Genomic DNA, 19614 nt, shown 5'->3' with positions numbered 1-19614 from the left:
GGCTACACCATTCGGCGGGACACCATCGCGCTCACGCGAGGCCGTGACGGCCTCGTCGAAAGATATTTAAAAGGCGATCGACTCTTGAAGTAAGGAGGTCGGCGGCGCGGGGATCCCGCAGCTGAGCTAGCGCCTCAGCCGCTCGCACGTTGAGGGAGACAGACGGAATGCCGTAACTGAAGCCGAGCGTGGCGTCGCGGGCGAGAGCGTATAGGAGGTCGGCGGCGCGGGGGTCGCCGAGCCTGGTCAACACATCAGCCGCCCGGATCCGGTCACTGCCGTCGAGGGTGGTGTCACGAGCGAGGGCATACAGGAGGGTGGCGGCACGGGGATCCCGTAGCCCGGCCAGCGCCTCAGCCGCCTGCACACAACTGCTGCTCGTGGTGTCCCGGGCCAGGCTGTGCAGGAGCTGGGTGCCGCGGGAGTCGCCGAGGCTGGCCAGTGCCTCAGCCGCCAGCCCCCGGGCGGGTGTTGTGTCGCGGGCGAGCGCGTACAGGAGGTCGGCCGCGCGGGGGCCGCCGAGCGCGGCCAGCGCTTCAGGCGCCGACCGGCGCTCGTTGATGTTGAGCGTGGAATCGCGGACAAAGGCGTACAAGACAGTGGCGGCGCGGGGATCGCCGAGCGCGGCCAGCGCCTCGGCCGCCCACATGCGGTGGTGACTCTCCAACTTGGGGAGCGTGGAGTCGCGGGCGAAGGCGTGCAGGACATCGGCGGCGCGGGGATCGCCGAGGCTCGTCAGCGCTTTGGCCGCCAACACGCGGTGGGAGGTATCCAGGTCGATGTCGTGTGCAAGGGCGTGCAAGATGTCGGCGGCACGGAGATCCCGTAGCCCGGCCAGCGCTTCAGCCGCCCACACGTTAGGGGAGAAACGGTGGGAATGCGCGGAGTCGCGAAGCCGAAGGTCATGGGCGAAGGCGTGCAGGACATCGGCGGCGCGGGGATCGCCGAGGCTCGTCAGCGCTTTAGCCGCCGACACGCGGGCAATGCCATCCAGGTCAATGTCCTGTGCGAGGGCGTGCAAGAGGTCGGCGGCATGCGGATCCCGTAGCCCGGCCAGCGCCTCAGCCACCTTCACGCGGTCTCTGGTGTCGAGAGTGGTGTGGGAGGCGAAGGGGTGCAGGAGGCTGGCGGCGCGCAGGTCGCCGAGTGCGGCTAGCGCCTCGGCGGCTTCCAGGCGGTAGGAGCGGTCGAGCGTTGCGTCACGGGCAAGGGCGTACAAGAGGTTTCCGGCGCTCGGGTCCCCGCACCGTGAACGGGAGAGGGACCAATCAGTGAATCCATCTGCGCTCCACGTTCCCTCGGTGAAGGCCAGGCCGGCCAGCGCCTCGGCCGCCTGCACGCGGTCCCAGCCGCTGAGGGAGGTGTCGTGGGCAACGGTATGTAGGAGGTCGGCGGCACGGGGATCCTCTAGCCCGGCCAGCGCCTTGCCCGCCGACACACGGCCTGACCCGCCGAGCGTGATGTCGTGGGCAAGGGTATGCAGGAGGTCGGCGGCACGGGGATCCCCTAGCCCGGCCAGCGCCTCTGCTACCTGCACGCGGTCGAAGTCGAGGGTGGTGTCGTGGGCGAGGGTGTACAGGAGGTCGGCGGCGCGCGCGTCGCCGAGGTCGACCAGCGCCTTGGCCAGTCGGATGCGTTGCTTGGTGTAGATCCTGGTGCGGCGGGCGAGGCGGTGCAGGCGGTCGGCAGTGGTGCGAAGAACGTCGTTGGGGATGGTGGTGCCCAGGCCGTGAAGGTCGACCATGATCTCCAAGCGGGGGGATGGTCCTCTGGTCAGTCGGCGGAGGTACCGGACTCCCGTGGTGAGGCCGCTGTGGTGTGCTCCGTCGAGGAGGAATCCGACGTATGAGAGTTCTCCTTCAGGGAGCCCCCAGTACTTGCGGCCCGACACCGGCAGCATTCTGGCCACAACGGAGCCAGCGGGGCGGTACTTAGAACGTTGGTGGAAGACGTCTCGCAGGGCTTTCTTACCGGTGTGCGGATCGTCCATGTGGTGGCGGGCGGCCAGGTACTCCAGGAGGGTCTGGTGGAGGAAGACGAGATCGTCATCCTGTGTGGTGAGCAGGCCGCTGCGACGTAGGGAACTGTCCAGGAAGGTACGCCAGTCCTCGGCAAGTACGTCCCTTGGGCATCGCGCTTTGGACCAGGTCTGCGCGATGACGATTGCCGGGAGCGTGTTTCCGGAATGGCGTTCGGCGGCGAGGAAGGCAATGAGGTCAAGGAGATTTTCCAGAACCAGGTCGGCTTGGGCATTCGCATGGGGATAACGCTCCAACCCGGGGTGGCGTGCACCAGGCGCGTCTGCGGATAGTTGGCGCTTGAGGAGCAGCGTGATGAATTTGCGGTAGATGTGGCCGCGGCTGGTGGGCAAGGGCTGGTCGGGGGCGTCGGCGTGAAGCTGGCAGAGCATCGCGGTCATCAGCGGAACGCGGGCGAGCTCGGCCAGCTGGCTTCGGTCCAACGCCTGGACGAATCTTCGCGCGGTGCCTACGGGATCCGGCAGGGAAGCGGCATGGAACCAACGGCGAGCGACGCTCTCCAGATCATGGTCATCGAAGGGCTGCAGCTCGTAGCGGGGCACGCCCGTGCCGAGGGTGTCGAGTTCGTTGCCAGGCAGGGGGCGGGTGGCGATGACGAACCGGTACAGGTACGCATACTCGCCGGAGGTGGCCTGGGCCAACTTGCCCAGGACCTTACCTTTCTGAATCGGGTCGGCAACCTCGTCGAGGCCGTCGACGAGCACCAGCCAGCGTGCGCCCGGCCGGGGCGAGGTCTCGAAGAATGCGGCGGGGAGCTTTTCCACCAGGCCGAGGTCTGCCGCCACGGCCGTCGCGAGCGCCTCGGTCAAGGTCGGTGCGACCAATGCAGCGGCCGGAACCATCACCGGCAGCACGTTTTCGCCGCGGCCGTCCAGCCAGCGCTCGACACCTGAGGCGAGGCGGGTACGTAGCAGGCTGGACTTGCCACCACCAGGCCCGGAGAGGATCACGCAGGTTGGCGGGTCGGCCAGGACATCGTCGGCGGGCGTCGCTCCCGCTGCAGGAGTGGAGACCTCGCGACTGGCGCGGAATTCATCGCCGAGTCGGCGAATCTGCTGACGCAGGTACACGGCGGCCAACGGCGGAGTGGTGCCTGGCAGAACGCCCGCATACGGATGCTCACTCGCGGCGCGGCGGGCGGCGGCCAGGTAGGTCTCCAGGCGCCGCGCGGCCGGACTGGCACGTTCGAGTCGCAGGTCGACGCCATGGGCGGTGAGTGTTTCCTGAAAACCCGGAAGATCGGCGAGTGCGGTGATGGGCACCGCACCCAGGACGCTGGCGTCATCCGCGAGGGCGCGGTCCGTGGCCAGCACCCCCACGAGCAGGGACCCGCAGAACAAGGCGGTGCCCGAGCTGCCCGCCCAGCCCGATCCGCGGGCCGGGCGGCGGGGCACGATGCCTTCGTCGACATGCACGGTCAGCATCCCGGACCTGCGCGCCTGCAACGCATCGAGATGCCCGCGCACGGGCATGGTGTCGCGCCGGTTGCCGGGACGTGCCTCCGCATCAGGGAAGCCCAGACCCTGGCAGGGGACCCGGTCCTGGCCGGTAATCTGGCCGAAGCGGACCATCCCGACCAGCGGGCCAGCCCCCGTGGGCGGGGCATCGATCACGAGGAGGGCGGCGTCCTGTTCGGGTGCGGCATCCAGGTCCATCGCGTCGTGGGGCCAGCACAGCGTCGCCGCCAGCCAGGGTGTGTGCTGCGGGACCTCCAGGGGCCGGACCTCAACCCCATCGCCCGGCGCCAGGCCCTGCACGACGTGATAGGACGTCAGCACCAGGCAATCAGCAAGAAGGTAGCCACTACCCACCCGCCCAGCAGCGGGGACCCACACCTCGACGACGCGAGCCGCATCCATCCTCTACCCCTTGGTCCACAGGGTCAGGACGGCCGCTGCGGTGCCTGACCGTGGATGCGCGCGTCTACACCCGCATCGTCGATGGGCTGCAACGTGAACTTGATGCGGTGCACCGAGTCGGCGCTCACCGTTCCACGTGCTTCTGCGGACCACGGCAGCACGAAGACCTTCGCCTTGGCCTCGCCCTCCTTGCGGACCCCGATGGGGAACTCCAGTTCCACTGGGCCAGTGCGGAACTTCAACGCCTGTTCGGCGCCCTCGTCCATGGCTTGCTGCAGCTGGGCGCGGATCACGCTGACCGTCTCGCCGAGTTCCGCCCACGGTTCCTGCGGCACATCTCCCCCCAGACTTCTTGTGACGACAGGGGTTCACCGTAGGGGAAAGCACGACACACCCACAGCTACTACCACAACGTTTGTAGGCCTTCCGCGGGTTAGAGGTCGTTTTCTCCCAGTGTTTTATCCCGGAACCTGCTGTTTGGTCTGGGATGTCGGGTCGCGCCAGGAGACGGTGCTCTCTCCGGTGAGACGGCGGGCCATGAGGTCGGTCATGGCAATGTGGATCATGGCTTCGGCGCGGACAGGGAGGGATTCGTAGTCGCGGGCCAGGCGGCGGTGGAGCATGAGCCAGCCGTAGGTCCGCTCGACCGCCCACCGCTTCGGGATCGGAGTGAAACCCCTGGTCCCAGGCCTGCGTTGAGTGATTTCCATGTCGATGCCGAGGGTGGCTGCGTGTTCGACGAGGTGGTGGCGGTAGCCGCCGTCGACCCAGACTTTACGGACGCGGGGATGTTCGGCAGCGACCTGGTCGAGGAGGTGGGTGCCGGCGACGGAGTCCTGCACGCTCGCCGCTGTGACCAGCACCGCGAGGAGAAGGCCGATCGCGTCGGTGACGATGTTCCGTTTCCTGCCCACGATCTTTTTGTCTGCGTCGATGCCCTGGCTGGAGGCGTGAACGCTGGTGGAGGTTTTGACGCTCTGGGCGTCGATCACGCAGGCGGACGGTTCGGCGTCCCGTCCTTCCTTCTGCCGCAGCAGCTGCCGAAGCAGGCTGTTGAGCTGGGCGAACACGCCTTCCTGCTGCCACTTCGTGAAGTAGCCGTAGACCGTGTTCCAGTGCGGGAAGTCATGCGGCAAATAGCGCCACTGCACCCCGGTCCGGTCCACATACAAGATCGCGTCCATGATGTCGCGCAGGTCATGCTCAGGAGGCCGGCCAAAGTCCAGGGCCCTGCCGCGGCGCTCGAAACGCCACGCGGCAAGGACCGGCTCGATCAACTCCCAGCGAGCATCGGACAGATCACTCGGATACGGACGTCGCTTCGGCATGCTCGTGATGTATCGCTGCGGACCGAGTGCGCCCAGGCGCACCGCAACGCCAGCAGAAGCACGCAGGGCTGCGAAGACCGGGCTTCCTGGGATGAGACAGGCACGAGCCGTATCCCACCCCACCCGTCACTTCACCCGAACCACATGGCCCAACCGCACCGGCTACCTCTTCCGCACCGCATTCCCGCACCTCAAGAAACGACCTATTTGCAGGCAAGACAGATGAAAACGACCTCTCAAAGAGCGTTTTGTCCCGCCGAGGTTGTTTGGCGTCGATTCGCAGACCGAGCCGGTATGGGGCTCTCGGGGCAGACGTGCCTAATGCGGGGCAAGGGATTCGTGTCGTCGTTCGGCGACCCGTTTCGTTGCTTTTGCTCCTGTCTGATCCCAACGCGCCCCCGGTTGACCTCGTTTGCGCCCTGGGGAGGCGGCCTGCTCGACGGTACTACCGAAACATGACGCGACACCGCCCGTATCCCAGCGACCTCCCCGATGCGCGCTGGGAACTGATCGAGCCCACGCTCACCACCTGGCGGGCCGAGCGCAGAGGCAAGGGTCTCGACATCGGTCGCCCGCCCGAGCATGACCTGCGCCGCCTCATGGACGCCATCCTCTACGTCGACCGCACCGGCATTGCCTGGCGTTACCTGCCCCACGACTTCCCGCCGTGGGAAACGGTCTACGGCTACTTCGCCGCCTGGCAAAAAGAAGGCATCTTCGACCAACTCAACGGTCTCCTGCGGCGCCTGGTCCGGGAAGCCGAAGGCCGCGACGGCGAGCCAACCGCCTGCGTGCTGGACGCGCAGAGCGTGAAGACCTCCGCGAACGTGCCCGCGACCAGCCAGGGCATCGACACCGGCAAGAAAATCGCAGGCCGCAAGCGCCATATCGGGGTGGACACCCTCGGCCTGCTCCTGGCTGTCTGGGTCACCGCGGCGAGCGTCTCCGACAACGCCGGCGGCATGTACCTGATGTCCCACATCGCCGCCACGGACCCCCGCGTGACCAAAGCATGGGCCGACACCGGCTACCGCACCAAAGCCATCGACCACGGCGCCCGCCTCGGCATCGACGTGGAAGTCGTCCAACGCGACCCCGGCGTCAAAGGATTCAAGGTGATCCCGCGACGCTGGGTCGTCGAGCGGACCTTCGGCTGGCTGATGCATCACCGCCGACTGGCCCGTGACTACGAAACCCACCCCCACCGTTCCGAAGCCATAATCCACGTCGCGATGATCGACCTCATAAGCCGCAGACTCACTCGCGAATCCACCCTGAACTGGCGCGGCACCTGACTCCGAACCAAACACTATCCCCAGGACAAACGCTCTTTCAGTGTTGTGTGCGTGAGGCCATGGCCGCGCGCAGTGCGTCCGCGTCGAGAACCGGGCCCCAGGCGTCCATCGGATCGATGCTTCGGCCGTCGACCAGTGGTCCGGCGTCGACAACGTCGAAGCCGATCTGGTCGATGAACTCGGTGACGGCTCGCTTCGCTTGGTCGTCGTCGCCAGCGATCGGTATGGCGCGTCGGTGAAGTGTGCCTGGCGGGCGGGCGTGCTCGATGATATGGGCGGCCATGATGGCGTTGAAGGCCTTGACGACACGTGTGGCGGTGAGGTGTGCGGCAAGCATTTCGCTTGCCGCGGTATCTCCGTTGTCGATGGCGGGGACCTGCCCATCACGTGGAGCGAAGTAGTTGTTCGCGTCGATGACGATCTTGCCGGCCAGAGGTTGCACCGGAATCTTCAGCACATTGCGGAACGGGATCGCCACAACGACCAGGTCGCCGGCCGCGCCGGCTTGTTCGGAGGCTGCGGCACGGGCCCTTGGGCCGAGCGCGTCGATCAACCGGGTGAGGGTGTGTGGGCCTCGGGAGTTACTCATCACGACGTCGTGGCCGAAGGCGATCGCCTGTCGTGCAATGACCTGTCCGATGTTGCCGCTGCCGATAAAGCCGATGACGGCCATGATTGTCTTCCTTCGTGGGTGCGCTGCAGTGAGCCGCCCGGGCAAGGCCGGGGCGGCCGCCTGCTCCGGTCGGCATGTTCCGAAGCAGGGGGCGCGGTCCGAGCGCGTCGGTCGGCCCTGCGGCCGACGTCGAGTGGTCAGGGGGTGAGGACGAGCCGGCCTCGCAGGCCACCCTCCGCGAGGCGTCCGTGGGCCTGCGCCGCCTCTTCCAGTAGGTATGTCTGGGCGACCCGAAGGGCGAGGGCACCTGAGGTGGCGAGGTCGGAGAGGGTTGTGAGCATCGCCGCGTCGGGGGAGACCTGGGTCAGCCTTACCCGGATACCGCGCTCCGCCTGTGGCAGGGCATCCATCCGGGTGGTGACGAAGGTTCCGCCATCCCTGACTGCTGCGATGACGCCCAGCAGGGTGGTGTCCAGCACGGCGTCCACGCCGTGCGGGTAGAGCCGGCGCACCGCTGCGGCGGGGTTCTCGCTGGCGGGCACGAAGGCGTCGGCGCCGAGGACGCTGGTGACGAAGTTCTCGTCGTCGGCGAAATCGCTGGCAATCACCGTCAGCCCGCGTCGCTTGGCCAGTTGCACCGCGTAGCCGCCGACCGCACCGGCCGCGCCGGTAATGAAGACGCTCTGCCCGTCGCTGAGGCCGAGAAGCTCCACCGATTGCGCGGCGGTTAGGCCGTTCAACGGGATGGTGGACGCGTGCACAGCGTCGATCCCGGCAGGCGCGTGGGCCAGGGCGTTACTGGGCACAATCGTGTACTCGGCCTGGGCCCGCACAACGCCGGTCGCGCGCGTGCTCTGCACGATCGCGATCACGGGCGTACCGACCTCCCACGCCGCGCCGGGGCCCACGGCGTCGACGGTACCGGCCACGTCCCAGCCCAGCCCGAAGTGACTGCCCTGGGCGGGAGCCGGAAACAGACCGCTCCAGGCCGCCACATCAGCCGGATTGAGGGCGGCGGCATCCACCTTGATACGTATCTCGAACATCCCCGGCTCAGGCAACTCGACGTCCGCCACCTCGATGACGTCCGGTGCGCCGACAGACCGGTAAACAACTGCTCGCATGATCTTCGCTCTTCCGTTTGCGAATTCGAACGCCACGAACGTTAGGTGGGTTACGATCGATTCGGAAGTAGGTACTTTTTAGTGCGTTGCGCTCCTGACAGGAGAGACGAATGACCACCACGGCGAAGCCGGTGCGCCAGATCGAGCCCGGCACGTACGAGGCGTATATGCATGACTGTCCCGCGGTGGCGTTGCTTTCGACCATCAGCAACCGGTGGGTCAGCCTGACCATGTGCACCCTCGGGTCATATGGCGACGCGATGCGATACAGCCACATCAGCCGAGAGATCCCAGGCGTCAGCCAGAAGATGCTCACCCAGACCCTGCGCATGCTCGAGCGCGACGGCATGGTGAAACGGACGGCCACACCGACTGTGCCCGTACGTGTCGACTACGAGTTGACCCCGCTCGGGCAAGGCCTGTACGGCCTGCTGTCCCAGGTACGCGACTGGGCCGCCGACAAAACCGATGAGGTCGACGAGGCGCGAGCACGCTACGACACCCAGAAGACCGACCAGTAACGACAACAGAGGCCCCTCGCGGGCTGTCCGCCTGCGACCGAAGGGGAAGATCGCCCTCGCTCTCAGCGATCATCTGCGGTGCTCGAAACACGTCGCCGAGGATGTGGTTGGACTGCAGCCTGCCACGTCGTGCATGGCGGCGGGACGCCGGTGGGCTGCGGACGTCAGCTGGTCGCAGTTCGGCGGGACGATGCTGGTTGTCGTGCCGAAAGTCGGCGAGGGACCTGCCGGGCGTGTTGCGTCCTGGATCATGACGTGATTGAAGCTTCACGCCGAATGCGGCCGAGGACTCTTTCTCAGCGGGCGCTTATCCGAGGTGCCCGCGGCGCGCTCACGCCCACGCCCACGGTCTCGAGCATCGCGTCGAAGGCCACGCCTACCTGTCGCCGCGACCGCGCAGCAGGAACCGCTGCGACTTCCGTGCGCATGCTCAGGTGAGTGGAGAATTCATCGTCTGCCCGGGCCGGACCCCAGCTCGTCCAGTTGAACGCGGGATCCGGGTGCGCCTCTTGTGACTGGGGGCAGTCATGCGTGTACGTGCCGGGCTCGACCCGGCGCGCCGGCTTCGCCATGGTGGCCATCTACCCGATCAGGGGCGTAACGCACTTTAAAGTGCCTACTTACCAATCGATCGTAACTCACCTAGCGTTCGTGGCGTTCGAATACGCAAAGGGAAGAGCAAAAATCATGCGCGCAGCAGTCGTAAAGAAGGTCGGTGGACCCGAGGCCGTCGAGGTCTTGGAGGTCCCCCTCCCGGAACCAGGTCCCCTGGAGGTCCGCATCAAGGTCGCGGCCGCCGCGCTCAATCCCGCCGACGCCGCTGTGTGGGCCGGGGTCTTCAGGCCGTTGGAGGAGGTCGAATACACCGGTCTCGGTCTGGACGCTGCCGGGACGGTCGACGCGGTCGGCCAGGGTGTCCTCCTGGAGGTCGGAGCCCCGGTGATCGCGTTCGATGCCCCGGTGCTGCGCCCGACGAAGGCCCAGGCCGAATACCTTGTGACCGACGTCAACTCCATCGCCCCTGCCCCGGAGGGTATGGACCTGACGCTCGCGGCGACGATCCCTCTCAATGCGATGACCGCCTCACTGGCCCTGGACCACCTCCCGCTACGCCCCCGCGACACTTTGCTTGTCACGGGCGCCGCCGGGGCCGTTGGCGGCTACGCCGTCGAGTTGGCCCGGGCGCGGGGCGTGCGGATCGTCGCGCAGGGGCGGCCTGAGGACGAGGAGTTTCTCCGCGGTCGTGGCGCCACCTGGTTCGTATCGCGCGACGAGGAGCTGAGTGAGGCGGTGCGCCGGTTCGTGCCGGAAGGTGTGGACGGCGTGCTCGACGCGGCGGCGCTGGGTGCCCCTGCGCTGGCGGCTGTCCGCAACGGCGGCATCTTCGTGAGCGTGAGGGGCGACGTGCTGCCGGCGCCGCAGCGGGGTGTGGTGGTGCGGCTCACCGCCGCCGGTCCCGAAGCGACCCGTCTCTCGTATCTCTCCGCGCTCGCCGAGGTTGGCGTGCTGACGCCGCGCGTGGCGCAGATCTACCCCCTGTCGCAGGCCGCCGAAGCCCACGCCCAGCTCACCCGGGGCGGCCATCGCGGCCGGATCGTGCTGGTGCCGTGAACGCCGAGACCGACACCGACGGCACCGGAAGGAAGCCGATCGTGAAGGAAGCCCCTGTCGTCACCGCAGTGACCAGGATCTCCGCTCCGGTGGAGGACGTGTGGCGCGTGCTCGTGGCGTTCGACCAGTACGCGCAGTGGCACCCGGTTCTGTCCCTCGATGCGAAGCCCGAACAGGTCGTGGTCGGGGCGGAAATTCCGGGCCGTATCGCGGTCGACGACACCGCTGAGCAGGACGTCACAATGAGGCTCGTCGTCGTGCAGGCCCCCCACCGGCTGGTCTGGGAAGGCGGATCGCTCGACGCAATCCTCGGCAAACACTCATTCGCGCTCACCCCCCAGCCGGACGGCACCACCGAGCTCACCGACTCCGAGGAGTTCTTCGGCGCCGCCGCTGCCGAACTCGTCCCGACACTCGACCAGCTCAGGGAGGAGTACTCCCGGTACGGCGCCGCCCTGCAGGCACGCGTGGAGGGTCTGTCCGGCTGACCAGGTGGGGGAGGGGGCTGGCGACCGTCAAGGAAATGCACAAGCAGGTAGCAGGAGCGCGCCGCCGCTGCGGAGGTCATCGGTGACAGCCTCGGCGTTCTGCCCTGGCGAGGTGGATTCGTGGGTCAGTCGTCTGCTTATGAGGTAGATCAACGCGAGGCGGATCATGGCTTCGGAGCGATGCGGTTGGGTCTCGTAGTCGCGGGCGAGACGGCGGTGGCGCATGAGCCAGCCGAAGGTTCGCTCGACGATCCAACGCCGCGGGATCCCGGCGAACGGCTTCGACATCGATGCTGAGGCGGGCGCCGTGGTCGATGACTTACCAAACACCATCGACAGGACAAAACGCTCTTTCAGATAGACGGCGGGCAGGGTAGGCGAGTTGCAGCTACGGACGCGCGCTTCGGCATGCCGGACCTCAGCAGTATCACTCATCACCCATCGCCCGCGGGGCCAGCAGCCGAAGCGGGCATCTCGAATACCGCTGCGCAAGGCACGCTATTCACCCCACAAATCATCGGCCTTGGCGCAGCAATCTTCCTGCAGCAACACTCGGGGCACACGATGGGCCAGGTCCTTGGGCCTGTCATTGAGGAGGTGTCGCGGGGGCTGTCAGCGCTCTTGAGCCGGTCGTTTCCTTTCGCAGACTGCGACAGCAAGGGCGGAAGCGAGTTTGAGGAGTTCGGCGGACCGGCGGTCGAGGAGGGTGTTGCCGTCCTGACTATCGATGTTGAACACGCCATACTCGCGGATGCGTTCTCGGTTGCCGAATGACTCCGTGACGGGAACCGGGAGGCAGATGAACTGGTTGTAGCGGTGGTCAGGCTGGCCAGCGGACCAGTCTTGGAAGAAATCGCCGAGGGTCAACTCACGCCGCTCGAACCGATCGGTCACTCGGGCTAGATCAACATATTTTTGGATCTCCGGGGAGTCCCTGACGGTCTTTGAGGACAGGAGGGATCGCACCCGGTCCAGCCGCCCCATACGTTCAAGGAGGCCTATGTTGCACAGAACGTCTCGCTCCTGAGGCCAGGCCACGATCCTGCCTTCGACCAGTGACCAAGCCGCTATGGAGAGCGGGTAGTTGAAAACATTGTGGGTGGCGTTCAAAGGGAGTACATGGCGAGCTTCGAGCTGCATTCCTTGGTCCGCGGTCTCGACCAGCTCGCAAAACGTGATCCGGACGGTTCTGCCGGGGAACACTTCGCGTTCGATGAACTTGGCTATGTGCCCCAGCGCTGCCCCTGCCGTAGTGGCGTGATTGATCGAGTTGACCAGGGAACGGGTGACGGGTGAGGAGAGTGTGATCGTCTCGTTCTCGCTGATCCGGTCTAGAAATTGTGGTAGGTCCGCGTAATCGTCGCCGTAGGAGACTGCTTCTATGCCGTACGCTCTCATCTGGGCGATGTCGACGCCGGGCAGGCGTCCGTTGAAGAGGGCGATGTGAGGCGACTGCTCCTCTTTCGTGCGGTCGCTGATGCGGGCGAACTCGGCAAGCAACTTGCCCATGTGCGGATCTGCCAGACCGCCGACGCTGGAGCCAAGGAACATCAGAACACCCGAGTGGAAGGCTGCCTGCGCGATCGCTTCGGAGTCATTGTCCAGCACGATTCGTTGGTAGTCGGAGGAGGAGAGGATGATGCTGCGGGGTACGTCATACCGACCGTGCAGGTGGATGACGCCGCTTTCCGAGCGCAGCAATGACCGGATCCCTGCGGTGTCGAGCCACGTTACCGAGCGCCGCCCTGGTGTCACTTGGGCTCTTTCCAGCAGAAGGTCGTAATTGGTGGTGATCGCTACGCGCGGGCTCAGGGCACGCAGGGCTTCGGTGAGTCCGGTGGGGTGGGCTTCGGGTTCGTGGAAGAGATCGTTGAAGAAGCCCTGGTATCGCACGGAGTCGTAGTGGGCGGCTGCGGTGTCGTTGAAGAGGCCCTGAAAGAACTGGAATGCGGCCGGCAGGTCGCCGGACTTGGCCAGCGCCTCCAAGGTGCGGATCTTCTGCGCTGAGACGCTTCGTGGTGACTGGGATCGCAGGTATGTCGTTCCAGCACCCAGCAGTTGAGGCCACGAGGGAAGTCCCGCTTCCGAAGCGCCGTAGCCGGCGCCGATGAAGGGAATCAGATTCCCGTTGCGGTGGGCCTCTCTCAGGTAGTGCAGGTGTTCGTTCATGGCGTCTCACCGGACAGCTCGATCACTTGCTGGGTGGCCATGTACGCCAGCACTCCTTCGAACGAGTCCACCCGGCGGATGGTCGGTGCGTCGATCGGCTCGGCGATGCCGACTTCGGGAAGGATGTGCGGCACGACTTCTGCCATCAGTCCGTCTACTCCACTGCGGCGACCGTACCTGGCCCACACTGCGGTGCATCCCACCTCCACGGCGGGGACGAGGTCCCTGGCGACGCTGTCTCCGATAACTGTCACGTAGCGGGGAGGGACGCCGAAGTCGTCGATGATCCGCCGGTACATCACCGCGTTGGGCTTGAGGTCGGCTACGGGGATACACCACAGGGGCTGGAAACGTCGCGAAGGCCGCGACCAACCGGGAACTTCAGCGAGGTAAACGGCCTGAGAGGAGCGAGGCCTGCGACGGAACCATTGCTGAGCCACGATCCCGGTGAGATAGCGATCCAGTTTCAAATGACGGAGCCTGCGTAACACTTCATGAATGGGCGCGTCGGTGTGTCCGATGATCGCTACGTTCTCCTGCCGCAGATGTCCGAGGGTGCGCAGGACCGTGGGATAGGGGTGGATGGTCGTCGAGCCGGCATCCCAGAAGGCTTTCAGGCAGGCCCGGGTCACTTCGCGCCGGCTGGCGTGGGGGAGTTCCAATACTTCCGGCAGTTCCTCCACTGCGAATGGATATTCGATACTGCCGTGACGTGTGAAGACATATCGGAGTTTTTCGGTCACCGAACCAGAATCGATGGAAAGCCGTTCTTCCAACTCGGCAACTAGCGCAGAAATTCCCGCTTCGTAGTAGGCGGCAAAGTCGTAGAGCGTATTATCTAGGTCAGTGACGAGAACCACCTGGTTGGACCTGACCATGAGCTTTCCTGGTGCTCCGGGAACGGGTGCCGCATCCTAGCGTGAGCCGGGCAGAAGGTGGTAGACAAGGGCAGCGTGGGACGGATGGATCGACGGGACGTCGCCGCTGCGGCGACGTCCGCAGCTGGGGTGGCATGTGACCAGGGGCGCAAAACAACGTGCATCGGAAATCGACTTACGGATCGGCGACATCCGACTGCCCCCTCCCCCTACGGCTCTTCACGCTGTCGCCGCGCTCTCAACTACGCCCGCGCCGCTGGTACCACCCGCCGGCTTGACCACCACCAGAGAGCGCCTCAGCCGGCATTTCACCCGTCACATCTGGCATGCCACACCGGATCAGGTCGTCGTCTGCGCCGGCGCCACCAGCGCGGCGGCTGCACTGATCACGGCATGGACCCGTCCGGGTGACACGATTCTGGTCCCGGATCCAGGCTTCCCCGGACACCGCCATGTCGTGGAGGCGCTGAGCCGCAAACCCCTGAACTATCCGGTGCCCGAGCCCTCGGGAGACTGGCTGATGCGACTGGATTCCCTGGCCGACAAGGCTCAGGCCCTGATCTGGCTGAGCCCGAACAATCCCACCGGTGAAGTGCCCCTGGAAGCGGACTGTCGCGCGGTGGCCGAAATCGCCGCCCGCCGCGGGCTGTTCCTGATCAGCGATGAAGTCCATCACGACCTCATCTGGGAAGGCACGCATGCCAGCCCGCTGCCCTTCGCACATCCGGACCGGCGCGCCGCCGTATGGAGCGCGTCGAAGTCCCTGAGGCTTGCGGGATGGCGGGTGGGCTGCGCGGTCTGTTCGCCCAAGAGCGCAAACCGGATCGCGCGTACGGTGGGAGCACTTACGGTAGCCGCGTCCTTGCCGGCCCAAGTCGCCTGCAACGCAGCGGTAGACGACTACGACGCAGTCCTTCGCCAGTCACGGGACCACGTCCTGCCCAATCTGCAGTACGCGGTGGATGTGCTCCATCCGCTGGTGGTGATGCCACGCAGCGGTGTGTGCCTGTGGGTGGACATCAGCGTGACGAATCTGAGCAGCGGAGAGTTCGCCCTGCTGTGCCGTGAACGATCCGGACTACGAGTGTGGCCCGGTGATCGGTTCGGCCCGGCAGGCGCCCAACATGTACGCATATGTCTTGGGCTTCCTGAGGACATGGCCAAAAGGGCCGTACACCGGCTAGTTGAACTGTTAAGACCATACGGAGCAGGAGATCTCACCATCTCCGGTAAGGAAGAGGAACGTGACCATTGACAAGGTCGGTGCGGTCATCCTCAACGACGAGGGCCAAATGCTGGTGGTACGGAAGCAAGTACCGGGCCGCCACACCTTCATCATTCCCGGCGGCCAGCGTGAGACCGGCGAGAGCGACGAGCAGACCTGCCGCCGTGAACTGCTCGAGGAACTCGGCACGCAGGTCGTGGCCATGGACTACTTCGGAACGTACGAGGAGCCCTCTGAGTTCGAGGACGCAGCATTGCGGGCAACTGTCTACCGTGTCGAGATCAAAGGTGATCCCACACCGACCAGCGAGATCGTCGAACTGGCATGGGTTGACGGCACCTCACTTGCAGCGGGAGTGGAAGTGGGTAGCGTGGTGGCGCGCCATGTCCTGCCACGGCTCGTGGGCGAAGGGCTGGTTAAACCCGCGTGACCGCAGGCAGGCTCGCGGCCCCAAGCCCCTTCGCACACCTGGGAACAGGCCGGGCACAGCAGGAGCCGCATCGTGAAAATCACGGTGTCCGGCCTCACTGCTGCAGGCAAGACGACGCACGCTAGGCGTCTGGCGGACGAACTGGGCCTGCCCTACTTCAGCGCCTCACAGATCGTGTCCCGGCTCAGCGGGCAGCCCGGCCCCTGGTCACCGCGGATCGACACGGTCCGCGCGGAGCGGGACATCGACGCAGAAGTCGACCGCCACATCACCCATCTGTTCGAGACAGCTCCTGCAGGAGTTTTCGATGCCTGGGCGCTGCCGTGGCTGACAGCCGCTCCGGCCATCCGGGTCTGGATCGAATCCGACCAGCCCAGCAGGGTCAGGAAGGCCTACGTCAGCGAGCTCCGCCGCGGCCGGGTGCCGGACGAGCAAGCGGTACAGGAACTCGTCAACACCAAGGACAGGTTCTCCCAGCAGCAGTTCAAAATCCGCCACAAATTTGACCTCTTCATCGATCACGACGTCTTCGACATCGTGATCGACAACTCTGCGTACATCCCCGTCGCTTCGATCGCTGCGTCCGACCACGGAATCGAAAGCTTCCATCCGGTCTTCCTGGAAAGGATAGTTCGCACCGCAGGGCTCAGCATGCCCTGAGCTCACTTGCACCCAGACCCACCCGGACCATCCAGTCCGGTCCGGGCACCATGAACCTAGGAGCGGGCGATGCAACAGCCTGACGTCGCGGTCATGTTTTCCGGGGGCCGGGATTCCTCGCTGGCCGTCGTCCGCTACTGCATGGCGCAAACGAGGGTCCGGCTTCTCCGCTTCACCACAGGGCTGGGCATCCCGTCAGAACTGCCAACGATACGCGAAGCGGAACTGCGGGCGGCTTTCCCCGAAATGATCCACGAAGAGACACCGACCCTCTCCGCCTACGGCATCGTCCGCCGGCTGGCACTGGCCGACATCGAAGAAGACTTCCGCAGGTTCGCCGGCAAGAACCTCGTACTGCTGGGTGAAAAATTAGCCCTGCACTGCGCCGCGACCGTCCACTGCCTCCGCAATTCCGTCACCGTCCTCGCCGACGGGACAACCGGATACCAGGCAGATCTCCCAGAACAGCGCCGTGTGGCAATCAAATTCTTCCACGACCTGGCCCAGCACTTCGACATCACCTACGAGACACCGGTTCTCGACTGCGCAAGCAGCCAGGAAGTACGGTTCGGTCTCCTCGAGGCAGGCCTGTCGACCAAGTCCCTGGAAGGGATCTCCATGTTCGCCGACACCTTCAGCTACGCAGCCGACGAGACAGTGGCTGACTACCTCGCGGCCAAGCGCCAGACGGCAGTCGAGTACATCGAGCGCCACATCCCCGCCAGGCGGCCGGGCCGCCTGCCGTCGCAACCACACCGCGGCCTGGAGCAGGACTGTGGAAGAGCGTAGGCGGCGATCGCCCTCGACGGCCGTCCCGGGACGCCTGGCGATTTCCGCCAAGGCCGTCGCCAGTATGCGGTTCGCCGCCTAGCCATCCGGCCCGCCGGCCTGCACGTCGTGGACGCCGCAGTGCCCTCCCGGCTGCCCAACCCGAGACACCGACGCGTAGTACCGCACCTGGCTGGCCCTGCAGCCGCGCCACAGGGGGCCTTCGCTTCAGGCCTACGTCCAGGCACGGCAGACCCCCGAGCGAGTCCGACCACTCCCCGGCCGGAGCAGAGCGGATCACCATCCGGGAGACATAGCCAGTCATTCGCCCATGTGAGCCCCCAGAGACCGCCCCGCCGGCCCATAGGCAGCATCGCGGACCCTGCTTACGGTCACCTGATGCAATGGGCAACCATCATCGCGACCGCGCTAAGGGCTTGCAGGCAATCAAGGTGTTGCTTCCCGCCATGAAGCTCGTTGGTGTGGTATGCGCATCCCGGATGAGACTCGTGACCAACTCGCCGTGAAGTTCGCGGTGTTGCTCCCACATCTGGACGAGCGGCAGCGACGGCTGTTGATGGCTGCGGAGGCCCGGGGGCTGGGGCACGGCGGTGTCCGAGCCGTGGCCCAGGCTGCTGCGGTCAGTGAGACGACGGTCCGCAAGGGCGTGTTGGAACTCGAGGCCGGTGAAGAGCCGTTGGGGCGGGTGCGTCGTCCGGGCGGGGGCCGCAAACGAGTTGTGGATCTCAATCCGGGGCTGCGGTCGGCACTGCTGGCGCTGGTTGAGCCGGATGTGCGGGGTGACCCGATGTCGCCGCTGCGGTGGACGGTGAAGTCCACCCGCACGCTTGCGCAGGAGCTGACCGGGGCCGGGCATCGCGTCAGTGCCGACACCGTCGCGGGCCTGCTGCGGGAGGAAGGCTTCAGCCTGCAGGCCAACGTTAAGACGATCGAGGGCAGTCAGCACCCGGACCGGGATGCCCAGTTCCGCTATCTCAACGAGCAGGCCCGCGCGCATCAGGACGCCGGCCAGCCGGTCATCAGCGTCGACACCAAGAAGAAAGAGCTCGTCGGCGAGTTCAAGAACCACGGCCGCCAGTGGCGGCCGACGGGTGAGCCGGTGCCGGTGAACGTGCATGATTTCGCCGACCCACAGCTGGGCAAAGCCGTCCCCTACGGGATCTACGATCTGGCGGCGGACACCGGCTGGGTCAACGTCGGCACCGATCACGACACCGCCGCGTTCGCGGTCGAGTCGATCCGCCGCTGGTGGCACGGCCAGGGCCAGGCTGTCTACCCTCAGGCGGCACGGCTGCTGATCACCGCCGACGCGGGCGGCTCCAACGGCTACCGCACCCGGGCCTGGAAACTCGAACTGGCCTAGCTCGCCGCCGAAACCGGCCTGACGATCACCGTGTGTCATCTGCCGCCCGGCACACAATGCCGTTGCTTGACTACTGAACTATTGCGGGTTGCAGGGTGATGACCTTGGCCTTGATGCGCCGCGTCGGCCGCCGATCGCGGGTGTTGATCCGATAGGAGAGTTTCGAGGAGTACTTCGAGTCGGGGCGCTTCAGATGCCGGTCCGCTGCCCGCAGGCGCCTGACGCCGTTGTCGAGCTTCCGATGCACCTTCGCTGCCAACATGACCAGGAACTCTTTGATCTTCGTGGGCGTGTCCGAGCATTGGCGGACTACGCTGCGCCGCGCGTGCTTGAGGACCTTGATGAATGAGACCCGGTCCGGATTGATCCCGTTGTCGTCGGCCAGACCGACGATGATCCGCACAAGGCAGTGATGCACAGTCAGGTGCGCCCAGATCTCCTGACGCACCAGATCCGGGTCACCCGAGCGCAGGACCACGACCGGCCCGCGCTGGAACGTCTTGATCTGCCGGAACGCCGACTCCGCCTCCCATCTTGCATGGTAAAGCCCTGCCAACTCCGCCGCAGGATGAGCAACCGGGGCCACCAGATCGGTCAAGAGCCTGACCACCTCGCCACCGTCGACGCGGTACTCAATCACCCGGACCAGCACCCCGCCGGGATGCGCGCCCTTCTGCCCGGCCAGGTTCATCCTCGCCAGGTAGGTGCCATCGGGCAGGTACTCGACGGGACGAGCCGCGACGCTCGACCGGGCCCGGATCAGCAGATGCGCCCCAGCCCCGGTATAGGCCTTCCACAACGCCACCCCGGGAAAGCCTCGATCCATGATGACCAGCATCCCGGCGGCCGAGTCGGCCATCCTGATCGCCAGCTCCGGTTCCCCGCCGTTGAACCCGCCCACCGCCGCATCGATCTGCGCGTGCGTGCCGCATTCGGTCAACGTCACCACCCGCGTTTGCGGAAAGCCCGCGGGCTGGGCGTTCTTGACCGGCCCACCGAACGCAGCCCGGTTGATCGTCGTATCCGGCACATCCAGCACGAACCCGTCCACCGCAGCCAGCCGCATCCCACGATAGAAAGCACCCTCCAAACCGACAGGAGCCAACGGGCCGGCCAACTCACGAAACATGGTTTCCAAGACCAGCGGCCCCAAGCGCCTGCGTGCCCGCGTGAATGAGGACTTGTTGGGGACGCTGTCACTCAACTCCGTTCTACTGCCAAC

16 protein-coding genes and 2 pseudogenes are annotated in these 19614 nt (G+C 65.9%); 9 read left to right on the top strand and 9 right to left on the bottom strand.

Translation table 11 applies throughout. The features are described from left to right. Positions 1-31: 31 nt before the first annotated feature. The 3 genes from AB0D27_RS37370 to AB0D27_RS37360 form a co-directional block, all read right to left on the bottom strand. Positions 32-3898, bottom strand: a complete 3867-nt coding sequence (locus AB0D27_RS37370; protein WP_362517740.1) for a HEAT repeat domain-containing protein — start codon at positions 3896-3898, stop codon at positions 32-34. A gap of 23 nt (positions 3899-3921) precedes the next feature. Further along, positions 3922-4233, bottom strand: a complete 312-nt coding sequence (locus AB0D27_RS37365) for a trypco2 family protein (RefSeq protein ID WP_362517737.1) — start codon at positions 4231-4233, stop codon at positions 3922-3924. 123 nt (positions 4234-4356) lie between these two features. Continuing rightward, positions 4357-5226: an IS5 family transposase gene (locus tag AB0D27_RS37360; RefSeq protein ID WP_362517775.1), complete on the bottom strand. Its 870-nt coding sequence runs from the start codon at positions 5224-5226 to the stop codon at positions 4357-4359. 455 nt (positions 5227-5681) lie between these two features. Between AB0D27_RS37360 and AB0D27_RS37355 the strand changes: the two genes are divergently transcribed. Further along, positions 5682-6521 (top strand): IS5 family transposase, encoded by an 840-nt coding sequence (locus AB0D27_RS37355; protein ID WP_362517734.1) that lies wholly within the window; start codon positions 5682-5684, stop codon positions 6519-6521. A gap of 37 nt (positions 6522-6558) precedes the next feature. Here the strand turns inward: AB0D27_RS37355 and AB0D27_RS37350 are convergent, their stop codons facing one another. Together AB0D27_RS37350 and AB0D27_RS37345 are read right to left on the bottom strand one after the other, a co-directional pair. Continuing rightward, complete coding sequence (locus AB0D27_RS37350; protein WP_362517731.1) at positions 6559-7194, bottom strand: NAD(P)-binding domain-containing protein; 636 nt, start codon at positions 7192-7194, stop codon at positions 6559-6561. Positions 7195-7331: 137 nt separating this feature from the next. After that, a complete protein-coding gene (locus tag AB0D27_RS37345; protein ID WP_362517728.1) occupies positions 7332-8294 on the bottom strand; it encodes an NADP-dependent oxidoreductase in 963 nt (320 codons plus the stop codon). Between the two features lie 74 nt (positions 8295-8368). On the opposite strand from AB0D27_RS37345, the gene AB0D27_RS37340 reads away from it, so the two are divergent. The 3 genes from AB0D27_RS37340 to AB0D27_RS37330 all read left to right on the top strand — a co-directional run bounded on the left by AB0D27_RS37340 (position 8369) and on the right by AB0D27_RS37330 (position 10878). After that, positions 8369-8779: a helix-turn-helix domain-containing protein gene (locus AB0D27_RS37340; protein WP_362517725.1), complete on the top strand. Its 411-nt coding sequence runs from the start codon at positions 8369-8371 to the stop codon at positions 8777-8779. A 687-nt stretch (positions 8780-9466) separates the two neighbouring features. Beyond that, positions 9467-10390, top strand: a complete 924-nt coding sequence (locus tag AB0D27_RS37335; RefSeq protein WP_362517723.1) for a zinc-binding dehydrogenase — start codon at positions 9467-9469, stop codon at positions 10388-10390. Then, positions 10387-10878, top strand: a complete 492-nt coding sequence (locus tag AB0D27_RS37330; protein WP_362517720.1) for an SRPBCC domain-containing protein — start codon at positions 10387-10389, stop codon at positions 10876-10878. The genes AB0D27_RS37335 and AB0D27_RS37330 overlap by 4 nt, the downstream gene beginning before the upstream one ends. A gap of 111 nt (positions 10879-10989) precedes the next feature. Here the strand turns inward: AB0D27_RS37330 and AB0D27_RS37325 are convergent. From AB0D27_RS37325 to AB0D27_RS37315, 3 genes and pseudogenes are all read right to left on the bottom strand, one after another. Then, positions 10990-11197: pseudogene (locus AB0D27_RS37325) on the bottom strand (transposase); the annotation flags it as partial. 293 nt (positions 11198-11490) lie between these two features. Continuing rightward, the gene (locus AB0D27_RS37320; protein WP_362517718.1) at positions 11491-13047 is read right to left on the bottom strand and encodes an SIR2 family protein; all 1557 of its coding nucleotides are present in this window, start codon (positions 13045-13047) and stop codon (positions 11491-11493) included. Beyond that, a complete protein-coding gene (locus AB0D27_RS37315; protein ID WP_362517716.1) occupies positions 13044-13925 on the bottom strand; it encodes an HAD family hydrolase in 882 nt (293 codons plus the stop codon). Before AB0D27_RS37315 ends, AB0D27_RS37320 begins: the two co-directional genes overlap by 4 nt. A 136-nt stretch (positions 13926-14061) precedes the next feature. Between AB0D27_RS37315 and AB0D27_RS37310 the strand changes: the two genes are divergently transcribed. From AB0D27_RS37310 to AB0D27_RS37290, 5 genes and pseudogenes are all read left to right on the top strand, one after another. Then, positions 14062-15180: a pyridoxal phosphate-dependent aminotransferase gene (locus AB0D27_RS37310; RefSeq protein ID WP_362517714.1), complete on the top strand. Its 1119-nt coding sequence runs from the start codon at positions 14062-14064 to the stop codon at positions 15178-15180. Then, positions 15170-15580, top strand: a complete 411-nt coding sequence (locus AB0D27_RS37305) for an NUDIX domain-containing protein (protein ID WP_362517711.1) — start codon at positions 15170-15172, stop codon at positions 15578-15580. Before AB0D27_RS37310 ends, AB0D27_RS37305 begins: the two co-directional genes overlap by 11 nt. 72 nt (positions 15581-15652) lie before the next feature. Beyond that, a complete protein-coding gene (locus AB0D27_RS37300) occupies positions 15653-16240 on the top strand; it encodes a cytidylate kinase family protein (protein WP_362517710.1) in 588 nt (195 codons plus the stop codon). A 69-nt stretch (positions 16241-16309) separates the two neighbouring features. After that, complete coding sequence (locus AB0D27_RS37295; RefSeq protein ID WP_362517708.1) at positions 16310-17029, top strand: hypothetical protein; 720 nt, start codon at positions 16310-16312, stop codon at positions 17027-17029. Positions 17030-17495: 466 nt separating this feature from the next. After that, positions 17496-18389 (top strand): annotated as a pseudogene (locus AB0D27_RS37290) (ISAzo13 family transposase); the annotation flags it as partial. 73 nt (positions 18390-18462) lie between these two features. Here AB0D27_RS37290 and AB0D27_RS37285 read toward each other — a convergent pair. Then, positions 18463-19614: IS4 family transposase (locus AB0D27_RS37285; RefSeq protein ID WP_362517706.1), on the bottom strand; the 1152-nt coding region annotated here is incomplete at its 5' end.

Origin of the sequence: Streptomyces sp. NPDC048415 (assembly GCF_040651675.1) — a bacterium.
In the GTDB taxonomy this organism is placed as follows: domain Bacteria; phylum Actinomycetota; class Actinomycetes; order Streptomycetales; family Streptomycetaceae; genus Streptomyces.
Note: the sequence above shows the minus strand (reverse complement) of the source record. Positions and strands in the feature narration are given on the sequence as shown.